The organism is Mycobacterium sp. KBS0706 (assembly GCF_005938675.2).
Classification (GTDB): Bacteria; Pseudomonadota; Alphaproteobacteria; order DSM-16000; family Inquilinaceae; genus Inquilinus.
In genome coordinates this window covers 1-16,465 of sequence record NZ_VCCH02000130.1, presented here as the reverse complement: position 1 = coordinate 16,465, position 16,465 = coordinate 1, and the positions used below count along the sequence as shown (strand labels likewise).

General features: G+C 65.3%; 17 protein-coding genes. 4 read left to right on the top strand and 13 right to left on the bottom strand.

Going from position 1 to position 16,465, the window contains the following annotated elements:
* Positions 1-458 (top strand): recombinase family protein (locus tag FFK22_RS37520; RefSeq protein WP_143956925.1); only part of this gene is annotated, 458 nt, incomplete at its 5' end.
* Positions 459-658: 200 nt separating this feature from the next.
* Here the strand turns inward: FFK22_RS37520 and FFK22_RS37515 are convergent.
* Together FFK22_RS37515 and FFK22_RS37510 are read right to left on the bottom strand one after the other, a co-directional pair.
* Positions 659-1,984, bottom strand: a complete 1,326-nt coding sequence (locus tag FFK22_RS37515) for an MFS transporter (RefSeq protein ID WP_138892941.1) — start codon at positions 1,982-1,984, stop codon at positions 659-661.
* A 66-nt stretch (positions 1,985-2,050) separates the two neighbouring features.
* On the bottom strand, positions 2,051-2,692 hold the full coding sequence (locus FFK22_RS37510; protein WP_138892940.1) for an RraA family protein: 642 nt from the start codon (positions 2,690-2,692) through the stop codon (positions 2,051-2,053).
* Positions 2,693-2,832: 140 nt separating this feature from the next.
* Between FFK22_RS37510 and FFK22_RS37505 the strand changes: the two genes are divergently transcribed.
* On the top strand, positions 2,833-3,729 hold the full coding sequence (locus FFK22_RS37505; RefSeq protein ID WP_138892939.1) for a LysR family transcriptional regulator: 897 nt from the start codon (positions 2,833-2,835) through the stop codon (positions 3,727-3,729).
* A 20-nt stretch (positions 3,730-3,749) separates the two neighbouring features.
* Here FFK22_RS37505 and FFK22_RS37500 read toward each other — a convergent pair whose 3' ends face one another.
* Positions 3,750-4,412, bottom strand: coding sequence for an RraA family protein (locus FFK22_RS37500; protein ID WP_138892938.1), 663 nt, complete (start codon positions 4,410-4,412; stop codon positions 3,750-3,752).
* The gene (locus FFK22_RS37495; protein ID WP_221939153.1) at positions 4,412-5,074 is read right to left on the bottom strand and encodes an RraA family protein; all 663 of its coding nucleotides are present in this window, start codon (positions 5,072-5,074) and stop codon (positions 4,412-4,414) included. The genes FFK22_RS37500 and FFK22_RS37495 overlap by 1 nt, the downstream gene beginning before the upstream one ends.
* 96 nt (positions 5,075-5,170) lie before the next feature.
* On the opposite strand from FFK22_RS37495, the gene FFK22_RS37490 reads away from it, so the two are divergent.
* A complete protein-coding gene (locus FFK22_RS37490; RefSeq protein WP_138892936.1) occupies positions 5,171-6,094 on the top strand; it encodes a LysR substrate-binding domain-containing protein in 924 nt (307 codons plus the stop codon).
* Here the strand turns inward: FFK22_RS37490 and FFK22_RS37485 are convergent.
* Positions 6,091-6,909 carry an alpha/beta fold hydrolase gene (locus FFK22_RS37485; protein ID WP_221939152.1) on the bottom strand — a complete coding sequence of 273 codons (819 nt, stop codon included), beginning with the start codon at positions 6,907-6,909 and terminating at the stop codon, positions 6,091-6,093. The genes FFK22_RS37490 and FFK22_RS37485 overlap by 4 nt on opposite strands.
* Before the next feature lie 126 nt (positions 6,910-7,035).
* Between FFK22_RS37485 and FFK22_RS43460 the strand changes: the two genes are divergently transcribed.
* A complete protein-coding gene (locus FFK22_RS43460; RefSeq protein WP_186002880.1) occupies positions 7,036-7,185 on the top strand; it encodes an alpha/beta fold hydrolase in 150 nt (49 codons plus the stop codon).
* A 52-nt stretch (positions 7,186-7,237) separates the two neighbouring features.
* Here the strand turns inward: FFK22_RS43460 and FFK22_RS37480 are convergent, their stop codons facing one another.
* The 8 genes from FFK22_RS37480 to FFK22_RS37445 form a co-directional block, all read right to left on the bottom strand.
* Positions 7,238-8,590, bottom strand: coding sequence for an NAD(P)H-dependent oxidoreductase (locus FFK22_RS37480; RefSeq protein WP_138892935.1), 1,353 nt, complete (start codon positions 8,588-8,590; stop codon positions 7,238-7,240).
* A gap of 40 nt (positions 8,591-8,630) precedes the next feature.
* Positions 8,631-10,328, bottom strand: coding sequence for a dihydroxy-acid dehydratase (locus tag FFK22_RS37475; protein ID WP_138892934.1), 1,698 nt, complete (start codon positions 10,326-10,328; stop codon positions 8,631-8,633).
* 12 nt (positions 10,329-10,340) lie between these two features.
* Entirely contained in the window at positions 10,341-11,237 is an 897-nt protein-coding gene (locus FFK22_RS37470; protein ID WP_138892933.1) for an NAD(P)-dependent oxidoreductase, read from the bottom strand.
* 286 nt (positions 11,238-11,523) lie between these two features.
* Entirely contained in the window at positions 11,524-12,447 is a 924-nt protein-coding gene (locus tag FFK22_RS37465; RefSeq protein ID WP_138892932.1) for a LysR substrate-binding domain-containing protein, read from the bottom strand.
* A 56-nt stretch (positions 12,448-12,503) separates the two neighbouring features.
* Positions 12,504-12,881 (bottom strand): VOC family protein, encoded by a 378-nt coding sequence (locus tag FFK22_RS37460; RefSeq protein ID WP_138892931.1) that lies wholly within the window; start codon positions 12,879-12,881, stop codon positions 12,504-12,506.
* A gap of 47 nt (positions 12,882-12,928) precedes the next feature.
* A complete protein-coding gene (dctA, locus tag FFK22_RS37455; RefSeq protein WP_138892930.1) occupies positions 12,929-14,290 on the bottom strand; it encodes a C4-dicarboxylate transporter DctA in 1,362 nt (453 codons plus the stop codon).
* 149 nt (positions 14,291-14,439) lie between these two features.
* Positions 14,440-14,868, bottom strand: coding sequence for a hypothetical protein (locus tag FFK22_RS37450; protein ID WP_306770237.1), 429 nt, complete (start codon positions 14,866-14,868; stop codon positions 14,440-14,442).
* A 225-nt stretch (positions 14,869-15,093) separates the two neighbouring features.
* Entirely contained in the window at positions 15,094-15,891 is a 798-nt protein-coding gene (locus FFK22_RS37445; protein WP_221939151.1) for a hypothetical protein, read from the bottom strand.
* Between the last annotated feature and the right edge of the window lie 574 nt (positions 15,892-16,465).

The following is a 16,465-nucleotide window of genomic DNA, read 5'->3' as shown; positions in this document are numbered from 1 at the left end:
TCGACCGACCGGGCCTGACGGCGGCCCTGGCTTTCGTGCGGGAGGGCGACGTGCTGGTGGTGTGGAAGCTGGACCGCCTCGGCCGCTCGCTGCCGCACCTGATCGAGACCGTAAACGCGCTGGAGACCCGCGGCGTCGGTTTCCGGTCCCTTACGGAAGCGATCGACACCACTACGCCCGGCGGCAGGCTCATCTTCCACATCTTCGGCGCCCTCGGACAATTCGAGCGCGACCTCATACGGGAGCGAACTCGGGCCGGTCTTGGCGCTGCCGCAGCCCGCGGCCGCCGGGGCGGGCGGAAGCCGGTGGTGACGGAGGAGAAGCTCCGCCGGGCCAGGACGCTCATCACCCAGGGCCTCACGGTCCGAGAGGCCGCGGCACGGATCAAGGTGGGGAAAACCGCGTTGTATGAGGCGCTCGGCGCAGAGGCCGTGAACGCCTCCGGTCGCGCGAGCTGAAGCGTTCCACGTATGTTCTCGCGAGCCGGACAATCTGATCACTTTCGTGTCGTCACCCCAATTACCGATCGAGGAACCTGATACGAGTCAGCCCGCCCCGTCGGTGGCCCTCCTCACCTGCGCCGGGTGGCACGGTCTGAGCTGTTCTAGCCGCCTGCCTGGCTCGAGGCCGCTCGCCGAGCGCCCGACCATCTAGCGAGCTACCCGAGGGGCTCGCGAATGGTGGTCAGCACCAGGAACGTCGCGAGCGAGCCCGCGGCCATCAGCAGGAAGACTGAGCTCCAGCCATAGGCGTCGAGCATGAAGCCCGCAGCCAGTGGGGCACAGGCGCCGCCAATCTGGCCGCCCGTGTTGACGATCGCGTTGGCGAGCGGAAAGGTCTGCTTGCTCGCCAGCATCATCGGATAGGCCATGTAGGCCGAGAAGCCGATGCTCAGCAGAAGGCCCGTGGCGAAGAGGAGTGCGGCAAGGGCGGCCGGGTCCGACGGCGCGTTGACCAGCGCATACATCGTCCCGGCGGTGGCCAGCGCCGAGAACATCATGCCCGGCTTGCGCCGCTTATCGAGCCAGCGGTCGGAGATCCAGCCGCCGATCAAGTTGCCGGCGACCGCGCCGATCCAGGGCGCCATGGCAACGAAGCCCGTCCCGGTGATCGAGAGATTCTTGACCGTGATCAGATAGGTCGGAATCCAGGCCAGCAGGTAGTTCGAGATGCCCAGCTGAAAGCTGTAGCCAAGCGAGCAGCCCCAAATGTCCCAGGATCGGAACAGCTGGGCCCTGGTCTCCAGGATTTTCGGCTTCCGGGCCCGGATCAACCTGTCCAGGACGCCGAAATCACTGCGACCGCGAGCGCCGGCGGCCCCGGATGCGGCGACGGCCTTGTCGGCGATGATGTCCTGCTCCTGCGGGGAGCAGAGCCGGCTGCCGGACGGATGGTTCGGGACAAACCAGTACCACACCAGGGCCAGAAGCACGCCGGGGATGGCGAAGAAATGGAAGATCTCGCGCCACGACCAATGGCTGACGATCACGGCGCAGATCGGCGGCACGATCACCGGGCCGAACTTGACCGCCGACAGGAAGACCCCGCTCGCGATCCCCTTCTCGCGCGCCGGAAACCAGTTGTTGATCGTCGTGGTCACGCCGATCGGAAGCGGTGCCTCGGCGATCCCGAGGCCGATGCGGCTGAGCTTCAGCGCGAGCGCGGACGAGCTCCATCCGGCCAGCGCCGTGAAGCCGGAGGTGAGGAGCATGGCCCAGGAGAAGAACCGTCGAACGCCGAACCGGCTGATGGCAAGTCCCGACGGGATCTGCGCGAGCGCATAGCCCCAGAGGAAGAGGCTGAGAAGTGCCCCGGCCTCGGTGTTCGACATCTCGAACTCCTTCCGGATGAAGGGAAGGGCGAAGCCCAGATTGGCCCGGTCCGCAGCCGCGATGGTATAGATCACGAAGATCAGCGCCAACACCACCCATCGGAAATGGGTCCGGCGAGCCGTCGCCGTTGCCGCCGCCGTGGACATGCTCATGGTGCGCTCCCTCAAATATTATTCGAATCACGCGGCGTTGCCGCCGCGCGTCCGGTTAGGTGGAATTCAGGCGGATTCCTTGCCGTAGGCGCCGCGATAACGGCCCTCGCGAATGGACAGCAGGATTTCGGCCTCGCGGCTCTGCTGCTCGCGGACCGCCGCCAGCAGCTCCGGTGCCTTGGCGACGGGGAAGGCGACCACCCCGTCCTCGTCGCCGACGACAACATTGCCGGGCTCCACCACCATGCCGCCGATCGCGATGGACTCGTTGATGGCGCCGGGACCGTTCTTGTAGGGCCCACGGTGGATCGCTGCCCTGGCGAAGCACGGGAAGGATGATCTGGACAGCACGGCGCTGTCCCGAATGGCGCCGTCGACCACGATGCCCGCGGCGCCTTTGCTGGCCGCAATCGCGGCCATGATCTCGCCAATCAGCGCCCGGCCCGTGTCGCCACCGCCGTCGATCACGAGCACATTGCCGGGCTCGAGCAGGTCCAGCGCCCGGTAGACTGCCAGGTTGTCGCCGCAGGAGGTCCGGACCGTGACCGCTCGGCCGGCCATGACGCCGCCGCTGTAGAACGGCCGCAGGCCCAGCGCGCCGGGTAGGCGGTCGAGATTGTCGCTGATCACGGCGGTCGAGGTGGTTCTGAAGGCCTCGATGAGCGCGGCGTCCGAAGACGCTTCTTGCCGATGCTGGTGCTGCCGCATGTCGTCCTCTCGATCCGGACCGAGGGGCTTGTCCGTCCGGAATGCCTCGGAGCCAGCAGCAGTCTAGGCACCCCCTATGATCGAAAATAGCGATATAAGGAGATGTAATCTCATCCCCTCATGGAATTTGGATTGGTGCGATGCCGACCCTCAAGCAGCTGGAAACCCTCGCGTGGATCGTACGGACCGGCAGTTTCGAGGGGGCGGCCGCGCGGCTGAATACCGCGCAGTCGGCCATCTCGAAGCGGATTCAGGCTCTCGAGCAATCGGTCGGCGCTCCCGTCTTCGACCGCAGCCAGCGCAGCGCCCGCCTGACGGAGTACGGCGAGCACATCCTGGCGCTCGGCGAGGAGATGCTCGCCCTGCAACAGCGCATGATCGAGTCCAGGACGGACGCGCCGTCAAAGCGACAGCTCCGGATCGGAGTCACGGAGCTGACGGCCCTGACCTGGCTGGCGCGATTCGTGACGGCAATGCAGCGGGAATTTCCACGGGTTTCGGTCGAGCCGGCGGTCGAACACAGCCGGACCCTGCTCGAACAGCTGGCGCACGGAAGCTTCGACTTCATCGTCGTTCCGGACATCTTCAGCGAGCAATCGCTGCAGACGATCCGGATCGGCGAGGTCGCCAATGCCTGGATGGCGCGGCCGGGACTCGTAAAGTCCCGTCGCGCTTTGTCTATCGTCGATCTGGCTGCGTTTCCGCTTTTGGTCCAGGGCAGCCGGTCAGGATCGGGCCTGTTCTACATGTCGTGGTTCAGGAACCAGGGAGCGATCTTCGACCGGACCATTTCGACGGACAGCCTCGTCGCGCTGATTGGGCTGACGATCGCGGGGGTCGGCGTCAGCTACCTGCCGCGCGACGCCTTCATGCCGCTGGTCACTGAGGACAAGCTAGCGATCGTGAGGACGAAGCCGGCGCTGCCACCGGTTCCCTACGCCATCTTGCGGCGGAAGGAGCCGATGAGCCGGTCCATGGAGGGAATTGTCGACCTCGTCCGCGGCTGCTGCGATTTCGGCCGCCAGTTCCAGACGTGATCGTGCCGACGCAGGCGTTGTTACGATTTCCGCTGCAGGGTGTGATAGCCCAGCTGCTCCCGGGCTGCCGCGATGGTGCTGCCGTTGGCGATCGCCTCGCGGATGCGGGCTTCCACCGCCTCGATCTGCCGTGCCGTCTCCGCCACCTCTCGCGCCCGGTCCCGCGGCACGACGACGACGCCGTTCGCATCGGCGACGACGACATCGCGCGGGCTGACCCGCGCCTCACCGATGGATACGGTCACGTTCACCGCCTCGACCTGGACGCGATCCTTGCCGGTCCGCATGAAGCGGCCCCGGGTGAACAGCGGATAGCCGTCCGCCTGCGCCTTGGACACGTCGCGGCAGACGCCGTCGATCACCGTCCCGGCGAAGTTCCGGGCCCCGGCGTACTGGGTCATGATGTCACCCCAGACCGTGCAGTCGGTGCGGCCATCATTGTCGATGACGACGAAATCCCCCGCGGCCACGTCGTCGATGAAGTCACCGACGGTGCCCGGCGGGGTGCTGGCCGGGACATACTTCACCGTGAAGGCTGACCCGACCACCGTGCGGGTGTAGTCGGCGAGCGGCACGATGCCGAAGCACTGGCCCGGCAGGCCGAGCTTGTCCATGGCATCCGATACGCCTGGTGTGTCCAGGTCTTCGAACAGGGCAACGAGTTCGCGATCCTCGCTCGACATCACACGGTCTCCTTCCGGATAGCTTCGAACTGGCTGTCATGCATCACGTCCTCGACCGACCGGCCGGCGCGCACCGCCGCCACCATGCCGGCCTGGCGCTGTGCGATCCGCTCGCCGAGGTCGAGCACCGCCTCGATCCGCCCGGCCGGCACGAACACCGTGCCGCAACGGTCGGCGATGACGTAATCGTCCTCCCGCACTGTGACGCCGGCCATCACGACCGGCTCGCCCGCTGAGGTCTGCACCAACCGGTTGCGGGCGCTGATCATCGTGACGCCGCGGCCGAAGACCGGATAGCTGATCGATTCCGAGCCCTCGATGTCGCGGCTGGAGCCGTCAATGATCGAGCCGCGGATCCCCTTCTTCCATGCGGCATTGGCCAGGATGTCGCCCCAGCAGGAGATCCCGTCCACGCCGCCGGCGATGACCAGCACCCGGTCTTTGGCCGCGATCCGTGCGATCACGGGCGAGATCAGATGGACGGTCGGCGCTGCATCGGTCTTACGGCCGAGCTGGATCGTGCTGGCGCGGCCGGCGATCTTCGGGCAGGCCCAAAGCGGGCGCAGGCCGAATGTGGCGCCGGGCAGCGACAGAAAATCGAGTGCATCCGACACGGTGTTGGTGTCGAGCGCGGCCAGGCGGTCGAGTGGAGAAACAGACACGGCAGCCTCGCGATCGGGCAATGGACTTGGGCTGCTTCGCACTCTCGATGTGATAGGTACAATCCGAAGTCGGGAACCCTGTGATATGCTCTGCCTATGGCGACGTCTCTGAACTTCCGGTTCATCCGGCACCTCTGGCTGTTCCTGGCCGTCGCCGAGGAGGAGCATTTCGGGCGCGCCGCCGAGCGGCTGGGCATGTCGCAACCGCCGCTGACCGAGCAGATCCAGGCGCTCGAGCAGGCGCTCGGCGTCAGGCTGTTCGAGCGCAACCGGCGCGGCACCAAGCTGACGCCGATCGGCGCCGCGATCCTGCCGGCGGTGCGCAAATTCGCCGACCAGCTCGAACGGCTCGACCTGGCCGTGCGTGAGGCCATCGCCGGCCAGACGGGCGTTCTCAACATCGGTGCGATCACCTCGGCCATGCTGGGCGAACTGCCGTTACTGCTGCGGCGGCTGCGGCTGGACCATCCCGGCTTGACCGTCTCCGTCCGCGAGATCGACAGCGTCGACGCCGTGCCGGCGCTCGAGACCGGCGAGCTCGACCTCGCCTTCGCCCGGCTGGAAGGCAATCTCGGCCCGAACATCCGCTCGCTGCCGGTGGCGCAGGATCGGCTGGCGGTGGCGCTGCAGCGCGATCATCCGATGGCCACTCTACCACGCATCGAGCTCGCCAGCCTCGCCAACGAGGACTTCGTGATGTTCTCGCGCCAGGTCAGCCCCCTGTCCTTCGACAGTATGACGGCGGCCTGCCGGTCCCACGGCTTCTCGCCGCGGATTCTGCATCATGTCCGCTCGGCCGCGTCCCAGATCGCCTTTGTCAGCTGGGGCCAAGGGGTCGCCCTGGTGCCGTCGGCGTTCCGCAAGATCGCCCCGGAAAACGTCGTGCTGCGGCCGCTGAAGGAGAAGGTCACGGTCGTGACTGCCGCGGTCGCGTGGAACGCCGCGCGTCCCAACCCGATCGTCGAGGCGGCGGTGGCCCTGATCGGCGGCGGCATCCTGCCGGCCGCCGGGCCCACCTAGCCGGCACCGCAGCCCGCCAGGAAGTCGGCGATCCTGTCCCACATCAGGACCGGGTTCGAGTACATGGGGAAGTGACCGCAGAACGGGATCTCCGCCAGCCGAACACCTTCGGCGTGGATGTGCGCCAGATAGGACAGCGAGGAATTCTGCTCGCCATACATGAACATCTTCGGGCACGGCAGGCGTATGAACTTGTCCATCAGGTCGCCGTAGTGGGACAGCTCGACCATGGACCGGAAGATGGCCGGCACGGCGCCGGCCCGAACCTTGTGGCGCAGGCTGGCGGCATAGAGGGCGCTGGCATAGGCCGGCGCATGCTGGGTCCGCTCGATGAAGCCGTCGAAGAAGCGCTCGGCGTCGCCCTCCGGATAGTCGACGATCTGCCGGCTGAGAAAGCAGTCCTCGGGCGCGATGTTCCCCTCGATGTCGACGAAGCTGACCACCCGGTTCGGGTGCCGATGCGCGAGCATCAGCGCCGTCAGGCCGCCCATGGAATGGCCGACAAGGTGGAACCGCGCGATTTCGAGGCGGTCGAGCACGGCCAACGCCGTTTCGACCATGAACGAAATGGAGATCCGCGACAGGTCATGGCATCGGGTCTCGCCGCAGCCCGGCGCGTCGTAGGCGACGAACGGACGACCGGCGAAGGCCGCATGGCGCGAGATATCGGCGTAGTCCTCCTTGGTGGAGCCGAAGCCGTGCAGGAACACGATCGGCATCAGCTCGCCGCGGCGATGGATCGCAGAAATGTCGACGCCGACGCCCTCCACCTCGATAGGGAGCTGCGCCTTGGTGAATTCGAGGTGACACGGCACGTTCTTGCCCCTTGATCAGCTGCCAGCACCGTTCCGCGGCGCAGCAGCCTAAACTTCGGCGATGGCCCCGGATTTGTGAATTCCAAAGGCCAGATGGCACTCATACGCGGGCGCTATGAGGCTCTCATGTCAATCGACAACGGAAACCTCGCGACGATGGCTGAGCTGTCGCCGCACCCGAGGCTGATCGTTGTGCCGCCCAGTGGCTACATGACACCGATCGAGAATCCTAAGGCCGTGACCACGGCGCTGCGGGATTTGCTGGAGGACCAGTAGGACGATCGATGCCGCGCCTAAAGATGGCGGCTCCTTCCCAAGAACAGCGGTGCTACCGCTCTATGGCTGGGTGGAACAGCGCCTCCATCTCCCGCCTGAGCTTGTAGGCCAAGAATGAATCATCGACCGCAACATCAGCCCATGTCAGCGACTGGTCCTTCGAGACCGGCCGCTTGATCTCGATCCCATGGGCGAGGCCCAGCGGAAGGAAACCGGTCGCGAGCGATGTCTTCGCAGGGGCGAGCTTGCCGAACACCGTGTATCCCCCCTCCCCGTCCAGGATCTCGCCGACCCGCAGGTCGCGTTTGGCGGTGGCGATGACGTCCGCGTTGAAGAAGGTCGCGACGCCGGTCGGCTCGCGGCGGAGCCCGATCGAGGCGACCGAAATGCCGAGCTCGAGCCCGATCAGGTGCCACCGCTTGTAGAGGCACATATAGCGGCCGCCGGGGTCGGTGACGACCTTGTACTCCTCGAAACAGTGACGAATGTAGTCGGTGTCGGCCTCGATCGAGACCCAGACCCCCTTGCGGATATCGTAAGGAATCTGGCTTCCGTCCGGCCGCAGGCATGAGACCACCTCGACCAGCCCCTTGCGGTCGAGCACGCCGCCCTCGCTCCGCGGCCTCATCAGAGTTGGAATATCGTCGATGGAGCCCGGCGGGAAAGCCAGCCCCTCCTCGGGCGCTTCGAGCCCCGTGGCGTTGGCGATCGCCGCGCTCTCGATGGCGGGCTTCGAACCGTCCAGGAACGCGTTGAACATCTTGGGGTTGAGACCGCCACGTTCGGCCTGCTCCGCCGTCAGGCCCCAGAAATCCCACACCGTGTCAGGCGTGGATTCGCGGTAATGCGGCAGCCATTTGTGCCCGCGGCCGGCAGCAACCACCGGAAAACCGCTCGCGCGTGCCCAATCGACGAGCTCGCATGCAAGCGCCGGCTGGTCCCCATAGGCCAGGCTGTAGATCACGCCGGCCTGCCGGGCCTTCAAGGCGAGCAGCGGACCGCAGAAGGCGTCGGCCTCCACCGTGACGTTGATGACGTCCTTGCCGTGACGGAATGCGGCCAGACAATGCTCGACCGCGGCGACGGGGTTGCCGGTGCATTCGACGATGATCTCGACCTCGGGATGCGCGATCAACGCCTCCCAGTCGCCGCCGACATGCGTCGTCCGCCTCTTGAACGCCTCGTCCAGACAGGAGGCGCCATAGCGCTCTTCGGGCCAGCCCACGCGCGCCAGGTTCCTGCACGCCGCCGTGGGCGACAGGTCGGCGATACCGACGAGGTGCACGCCGGGCGTGCGCGGCACCTGGGCCAAGTACATGGAGCCGAACTTGCCGGCCCCGATCAGGCCGATGCGCAGCGGTGTTCCCGAGGCTTCGCGCTCGCGCAGCTTCGTGTAGAGGTTCACGATGGTCTCCAGTCGTTGAATGGAAGCCTCGCCTGCGGCCTCACCCGGGCTGCTTCGCGGCGAGGAAATCGAAATCACAGCCCTCAGGCGCCTGCAGCACGGTGCGCCGGTACAAAGTTTGGTAGCCGCGGCGCGGCATGGGCGGCGGCTGGATATCCGCGAGCCGGCGCAGAATCTCCGCCTCATCGACCAGCAGGTCGATGCGTTTGCTCGCGACCGAGAGGCGAATACGATCGCCGTTGCGAACCGCCGCGAGTGGTCCGCCGACGGCAGCCTCTGGCGCCACATGGAGCACGATGGTGCCGAAGGCGGTGCCGGACATGCGCGCATCGGAGATCCGCACCATGTCCTTGACCCCTGCCTGGGCCAACTTCATCGGGATCGGCAGGTAGCCTGCTTCCGGCATGCCGGCCGCTTGCGGGCCGGAATTCTTGAGCACCAGGACATCGTTAGGCGCGACATCGAGGTTGGGGTCGTCGATCCGGTTGCTGAGATCTTCGAGCCCCTCGAACACCACCGCCCGCCCCTCGGTCTCGAACAGCGCCGGCGTGGCCGCCGCACGCTTGAAGATGGCACCGTCGGGCGCGAGGCTGCCCTGCAGCGCGACAAGGCCGCCGACCTGGGACACCGGATCGTCGAAAGGCCGGATCACCGCCCGGTCAACCCAATCGAGCGGTTCGTCGAGCCGCTCGCGCAGTCTTCGGCCTTCCACATCGATCGTGTCGAGGTGGAGAAGGGGCCGGATTTCGCGCAGGACGGCTCCCACCCCTCCAGCGGCGAAGAAGTCCTCCATGTAGCCCTCGCCGACCGGCTTGAGGTCGACAAGGACCGGCGTCTCGTCGGAGATCGCGTTGAGACGCTCCATCGGGATACGGATGCCAAGCCGCCCGGCGATCGCCGTCAGATGCACGATTGCATTGGTCGAGCCGCCGAGCGCCATCAGCAGACGGAAAGCGTTCTCGACGGATTCGAGCGTGATGACCTCGGCGGGGGTGATCGGCCTCTGGATCAGGCGCACCGCCGCCCGGCCGCTTTCCTCCGCCGCTACGAGACGCGCCGAATGGACCGCCGGAATGGCCGCGGTGCCCGGGAGGGACATGCCGAGGGTTTCGGCGATGCAGGCCATCGTGCTCGCCGTCCCCATGACGGCACACGTGCCGGCCGTCACCGCGAGGCGGCCCTCGACCGTCGCAATCTCGTCGGCATCAACCGCGCCGGCGCGATACTTGGCCCAGAAGCCGCGGCAATCCGTGCAGGCGCCGAGCCGCATGCCGCGATGCCGGCCCGTCGACATCGGGCCCGTCACCAGCTGTATAGCCGGGAGGCCCGCGGAAGCAGCACCCATCAGCTGGGCCGGCACGGTCTTGTCGCAGCCGCCGATCAGGACCACCGCATCCATCGGCTGGGCGCGGATCATCTCCTCCGTATCCATCGCCATCAGGTTGCGGAACATCATGCTCGTCGGGTTCAGGAACACCTCGCCGAGCGATATCGTCGGGAACGGCATCGGCAACCCGCCCGAGGCCAGCACACCGCGCGACACCGCCTCGACCAGATCCGGCATGTAGCGGTGACAATTGTTGAAACCGGACGGCGTCATGACGATGCCGACGACAGGCTTGCCGAGAAGCTCCGGGGAAACGCCGGTCGAGCGGGCGAAGGACCGGCGGAGAAAACGGGCGAAATCCCGGTCACCATAGTTGGTCAGGCCGCGCCCGAGACCGTGTGCACTGGACATGTCTCTTTCCTCTCAGGCCTGTGACGACACCTTGCGAAAACGGACGCCGAGCAGATCCTCGAAGACGTGGATCATTCCGCCCTTGTCCTCGTCGCCATGTCCCTTCAGCAGCGCCTGCTGATAGGTCGCGGTGGCTGCGGCCAGCACCGGCAGCGGGATGCCGCGCCCGGCGGAAATTTCGGCTGCGCTGATCAGATCCTTGTATGCCGCCTTCATCGGATAACCGGCGCTGAAGGAACCCTCCAGGATGCGCGGCACGAAGAATTCCGAGGCGTAGCTGCGCCCGGTGCCGCTGTTGACCACCTCGGCAACGTTCTCGGGGTCGAGACCCATCTTGACCGCCATCGGTAGGATCTCGGCGAGCGCCGCGGCGTTGATGTCGAATAGAAGCTGGTTGATGAGCTTGGTCAGTTGGCCGCTGCCGGAGGCGCCCATATAGAGGACCTTGGTGCCGATGCGGTGGAGATAGGGCTTCACCGCATCGAACACGTCACGCCGGCCGCCGCACATCACCGTCAATGTGCCGTCCCGGGCGCGGGCCTCCATACCGGAGACCGGTGCATCTAGAAACGCAACCCCGCGCGCTTCGAGCGCGTTCGCGATCTCGGTCGTGGCGGTGTAGGTGATCGTGCTGAGATCGACGACGATGCGGCCCGGCCCCAGATGCTCCGCCAGGCCATGTTCACCGAGCAGAAGGGCTCGAACGACCGGCGCACTCGGCAAGCAGAGGAAGACGACGTCCGCCGCCGCGAGCAGGGCGGGAGCGGTCGTGGTGCGCGCGCCTTTCGCCTCGAATTCAGGGAAGGCGTCAGCCCTGATGTCGTGGACGACGAGATCGCCACCTCCCCCGAGCAGATTAAGGGCGATGGGTTTTCCCATCTGGCCGAGGCCGGAGAATCCGATCTTCATCCCTGAATGACCTTCTGCATGTCTCTACCGCCGTGTTGGGTGTCGCCTCGGCACTCGGGCTCGAACCGATGTCGCCCCGGGCCGTCGCGGCCACCCACCTTGCGGCGCGCTTCCTGGACGAAAGCATGGCGTCGCCCGAAGCGCTCGGCGATCAATCGATGGCGATGACCGTCATCGCCAATTGGGATGGCACCTGGCACCGGCCCGGAAACGTCCCGTGCCGACAACAACTGGTGCGGGCCGGCACTCGACCTCGCCCGACGTCAAGGGTGCGCGACGGCCGTGCCTAAAGCGAAGGCCGTGTGGCCTGCCCCTGCTCCGCCTCGTCAGGCGCGAGGCATTCGATGAGCGCCCGTGCCACGATGGGCAGCGACCTGTATTCGCGAAAACCCAGCAACAGCGACCGGACAGCCCACGACTCGTCGAGCTCGACGGCACAGAATTCGTTCTTGCCGAGATAGGGAAGGACGGCGCCTTGCGGAAGCACGGCGATACCGAGCCCGGCCTCGACCATCCGCCTGATGCCATCGAAACCAAACACCTGGACCCGCATGCGGATCGGCGTTCCGTCGCGGCCGGCCTCCTCCAAAAGGCGCGCCTGCAGGGAGCTGCCTTCCTGCAAGCCAACATGGTCGAACGCTGCGGTCTCGGCAAGTCGGACGCGCTCGCGGCCAGCGAGGGGGTGGCCGCTCGGTACGATCAGCATGAGCGTGTCACGCCGGTAGATCCGCGTCTCGAGATCGGTCGGGCCGATGTGGTCTGAGAAGACGCCCATATCGGCGAAGCCGTCGCGAACGGCGTCCACGATGCGGTTGCTAGTGTCCTCCCGCAGCTCGATCCGAACCTCCGGGAAATGAGCGACGTAGGCCGCCAGATCCTCGGGCAGGAACTGGGTTACCGCAGAGGTATTGGCCCAGAGGCGGACATGACCTCGGGCCCCTTGCGAATACTCGCTCAGTTCCGCCTCCAAGTCCTCGACGATCCGGGTCATCCGCTTGGCGTGACGGTAGAGCGCCTGACCCGCCGGCGTCGGTTCCACGCCCTCCTTCAGGCGATAGAGCAGCGTGACGCCGACGCGCGCTTCCAGATCCGAGAGCCGCTTGCTGACGGCCGATGCCGCAATGTTGTGGGTGCGAGAGGCTTGGGCGATGCTGCGTTGCTCGACGACGGACACGAAGAGGCGCAGCGAGACGAGGTCGAGATGGGTCACGTCCGGATCTTACGCGGCCGGCGTCGTCGGAACCAGCAGGGGCGCCGACGGGACGCTCAGTAGTTCGAGATCTCCACGAGATTACCGTCGGGATCGCGGATGTAGACGGAGGTGATCGGTCCAGTTGCGCCCGTGCGCGCCACCGGCCCATCTTCGATCGCGACACCCGATGCCTTGAGATGCGCGACCACCCGTTCGATCGGTTCTTCGGTGATCAGGCAGAAATCGCCCGCCCCTGGAATCGGCCGGCTGGCCTTCGGCTCGAACTCCTTGCCCTTCTGGTGAAGGTTGATCTTGTTTCGGCCGAATCCGAGCGCCTTGCGGCCCTCTCCAAAGGTGATGATCTCCATGCCGAGCGCCGTGCCATAGAAGCGGCAGGTTTCGTCGATGTCGGCAACGGTCAGGACGAAGTGATCGACGCAAGATATCTTCATGATGGCCTTCCATCTGAGAGTGGTGAACCGTTGCTTCGGCGACACTACTAGGAAGAGCGGCTCTGCGCCTCGCGACTGTCTGCCTCGGACGGAACGGGCTCATCCGATGCACCTCGCCCGAGGCATCTCCGCATCCGGGCTTCGTCGAGGGCTCCCTCCCATTTTGCCACAACGATCGCGGCCACGCCGTTTCCGATGGCGTTCACCAAGGCCCCGCCTTCCGAGATGAAGCGGTAGATGCCCAGGATGATCGCGATCCCGGCGACCGGGACGATTCCCGTGGAGGCGAGTGTGGCCGCCAGCACGACGAGCGAGCCGCCGGTCACGCTCGCGGCTCCCTTGGATGTGAGCAGCAAGACTGCGAGAAGCCCGAGTTCCTGGGCAAGACTAAGGTCCGTGTTCGTCGCCTGGGCGATGAAGATCGCGAGAACCGTGAGATTGATGCAGGTGCCATCAAGGTTGAACGAGTAGCCCGCCGGGACGACGAGGCCGACCACAGACCTCTCGATGCCGAGTGCCTGAAGCTTGGACATCAGCCGCGGCAGAGCGGCCTCGGAAGACGACGTGCCCAGGACGATGAGGAGTTCTTCCCTGAGATAGCGAATGAGCGCCCAGATCCGGAAACCCGCAAGTCGGCAGACGATGCCGAGAACGACGAAGACGAAGAACAGGCAGGTCGCATAGTAGACCGCGATGAGATGCAGGAGCGGCAGCAGCGAGGCGATGCCGTATTTGCCGATCGTGAAGGCCATGGCGCCGAACGCGCCGATCGGCGCGGCCTTCATGACGATGCCGACTGCTGCAAAGAATCCCTGTGCCGTGAGATCGATTACCTGCAGCAGCGGCTTCCCCTTGTCTCCGAGGCTATGCACTGCGAAAGAGAAGAGGATCGCGGCGAACAGAACCTGAAGAATCTCGCCCTCGGCAAAGGCCCCGACGAAGGTGTCGGGAATAATGTGGAGGAAATAGTCGGAGATGGTCTCGAGCTGAGGCGCTTTTCCTCCAATCCCCTGGAGCGCGCTCGATTGCAGCGTCGACGGGTCGATGTTCAGGCCGGCACCGGGTTCGGTGAAGCGCATCGCGATGAGGCCGACGACCAAGGCGATTGTCGTGATCGCTTCGAAATAGACGAGCGCCTTGAAGCCGATCCGGCCGACCTTGCGGAGGTCGCCGACGCTGGCAATGCCGTGGACCACGGTGCAGAAGATGATCGGCGCCACCAGCATCTTGATCGCTTTGATGAAGGCATCGCCCAGCGGCCTCATATCCGCACCGAGGCTCGGATAGAAGTGCCCGAGGGCAATTCCCAGGACGATCGCACAGAGGACCTGCACATAGAGGTGCCCCAAAAGGCTCCCGCTAGGGGCCTTCTCCGCACGAGGCGGTACGGCACGACTGTCGATCGTCATCCTTGTTCCTCCCCTGATCTTTGTTGCTGGCGGAGTGCGCTAGTTGAGCTGCCACGACCAATCGCATTCCGGTGACGCCCCAGCCTTCTACAGGCCCGCTCGGGACTGAACTTCCCGTTCGCGATGCCGAGCATCGCCGCTCGCGAGGGTCATGCCCTCGCCTTGATCGACCATGCCAGCGGGCCGCTGCCTGACGCGCAGCTGCGCTCCCTGGGCGCGGCGCAGACCAGGTTGGGCAGCGCCCCGACGCCCATCTGCAGACAGGCTCCGTCCGGAACCAGGCCGGCGATGGTGCGGCCGATGGCCTCGTCCTCCGGCGCCGGGCCGCGGCCCGGCAGCTCCAGGAGCGGAACGTGATTCTCGACGATCGCATCCACCTCGGACACATGCAGCTGCGCGCCCTCTCCGAACACCCGCGGCATGTTCTCGTTGACCTCGACCAGCACTCGTCTGGCCGACCGGGCGACCTTGGTCGAGTAGTCGTTCCCCGTGCCGAAGCTGAAATAGCCGTGCCGGTCCATCGGCGACACGGTGCAGACGAAGGTGTCGATGCCGATCTCCTCCGTCAGCAGCCGCACGGCCTGGTGGAAGTTCGAGGCAGGCGTTTGCCCCGCCCTGACGGAAAGGTCATGACCCTGAGGCCCATGTAGCCCAGCAACGCCTCGAGGGCCTACTCGGGATGAATATGGGCGGATGTGCGGCTATGGCGCCTACAATGGAAGAGTTTTTACGATCTAATGCGACTATTTTCCAGAAATGCATTATCTGATAGTTAAATATGAAGCACGCACTGCTATCTCGCGCTAGCAGACGTTTCCAAGCGATCCAGCGCCTCGGCGGGATCGACTGTTGGTGCGCTCCCGTTCACGCTGACGGAACCGTTTGACATAGTCGCCGGTCGCGAGGCGATTGCAGGGCAGATCCAGCGCACAATTGGCCAGTGTCGCAAGAGACTCGTCCGTGGGTCGGAAGCCCTGCGGGATGGAGCCACCATGGACCGTGCTGCTCAATTTGATGTTCTCGAACAATGCCCTAAAGAAGTCGACCGGCGATGCTCGGGGGGCATCGATCGCCGCCGCGGTTGCAGGGTCCGCCGCCAGAATTCCCGCGCCCTTCGCATCGTCACCGATCACCGCGACCAACTCGCTCAATGATGGCCAATACTTCAGATCGAACCGTTCGCGTATCCTGGTAAGCCTGTCCTTGACATGCGATTGATAACCATAGTTACCCGAGGCTGCAGCCGCCGCATCGATCACATCGATCGGATGATATTCCGTCTCTGTAGAAAAGCTGGAGGTCTCGTAGAGCCTGTCTCGCTCGGACAGCAATGCGGCAAGCTCATCAGCCCTCTCAGCTATCAGTCCGTTAACGGCCTTGAGACGAGTACGAGTATTACGCGCTACCGCAATTCGGTCAGAGTTCCAGAATGCCGCGGTCGCCAGCACCACATCGAGAAATGTTGAAAGGGCCGATGGGGGTGCTGAGAGTTTCCTATGGAGCGCGGCGTACACGGGCTCCATCTCTACACGACGGGCCAAGAGGCGCTCTACTATAGCGTTCTTGCTCGGGTAGATTTTGTGTTTGATGTTGTAGGCCATTTCCTCACCGAGGACGGCCTCACAAACCTTCGTGGGATCAGCGGGACCTGCCGACATTGTGAATATCCATGCTCTTGAAGCGATCTGGATTCTACCTGCGCCAGGCCAAGCTGTCGGCACCTCAACGTCATAACGTGGCAGCCCGCTTGAGGTACCCTACCCAGCCGCAGCTGATGCGGATTGCGACGGGACTGAAGGATCCCGGGTCCACCCTCGTTGCGGATGCCAGTGCAGGTTGGGTGTCGCGAGAATCCCCAGAACCGGCTGCCTGTCCGACTTCCGCGTCGAGCCGTATGCCGGGGGCATCGAAGCGCCACATAGAGGGCAGGAGGGCACAGCGCCGATCGCGGGCGGCGGCATGATTTTGTCCGCCAGCTAAGGCAGGGGACTGGTGTCGAAGACGGCGCCGTATCGCCGCATGAGTCGGTCAACGAACTCCGGCACATCGGCGAACTTCCGGGTATCAATCGCGGCCAACTCGTCTGCCCCCACGCGGTCAATCAGCGCGTAGCAGGGGGTACCGCAAGGTCTTACCGCCAGAATACGCTAAGCGCTCCGCCTCGCTCTTTCGCTC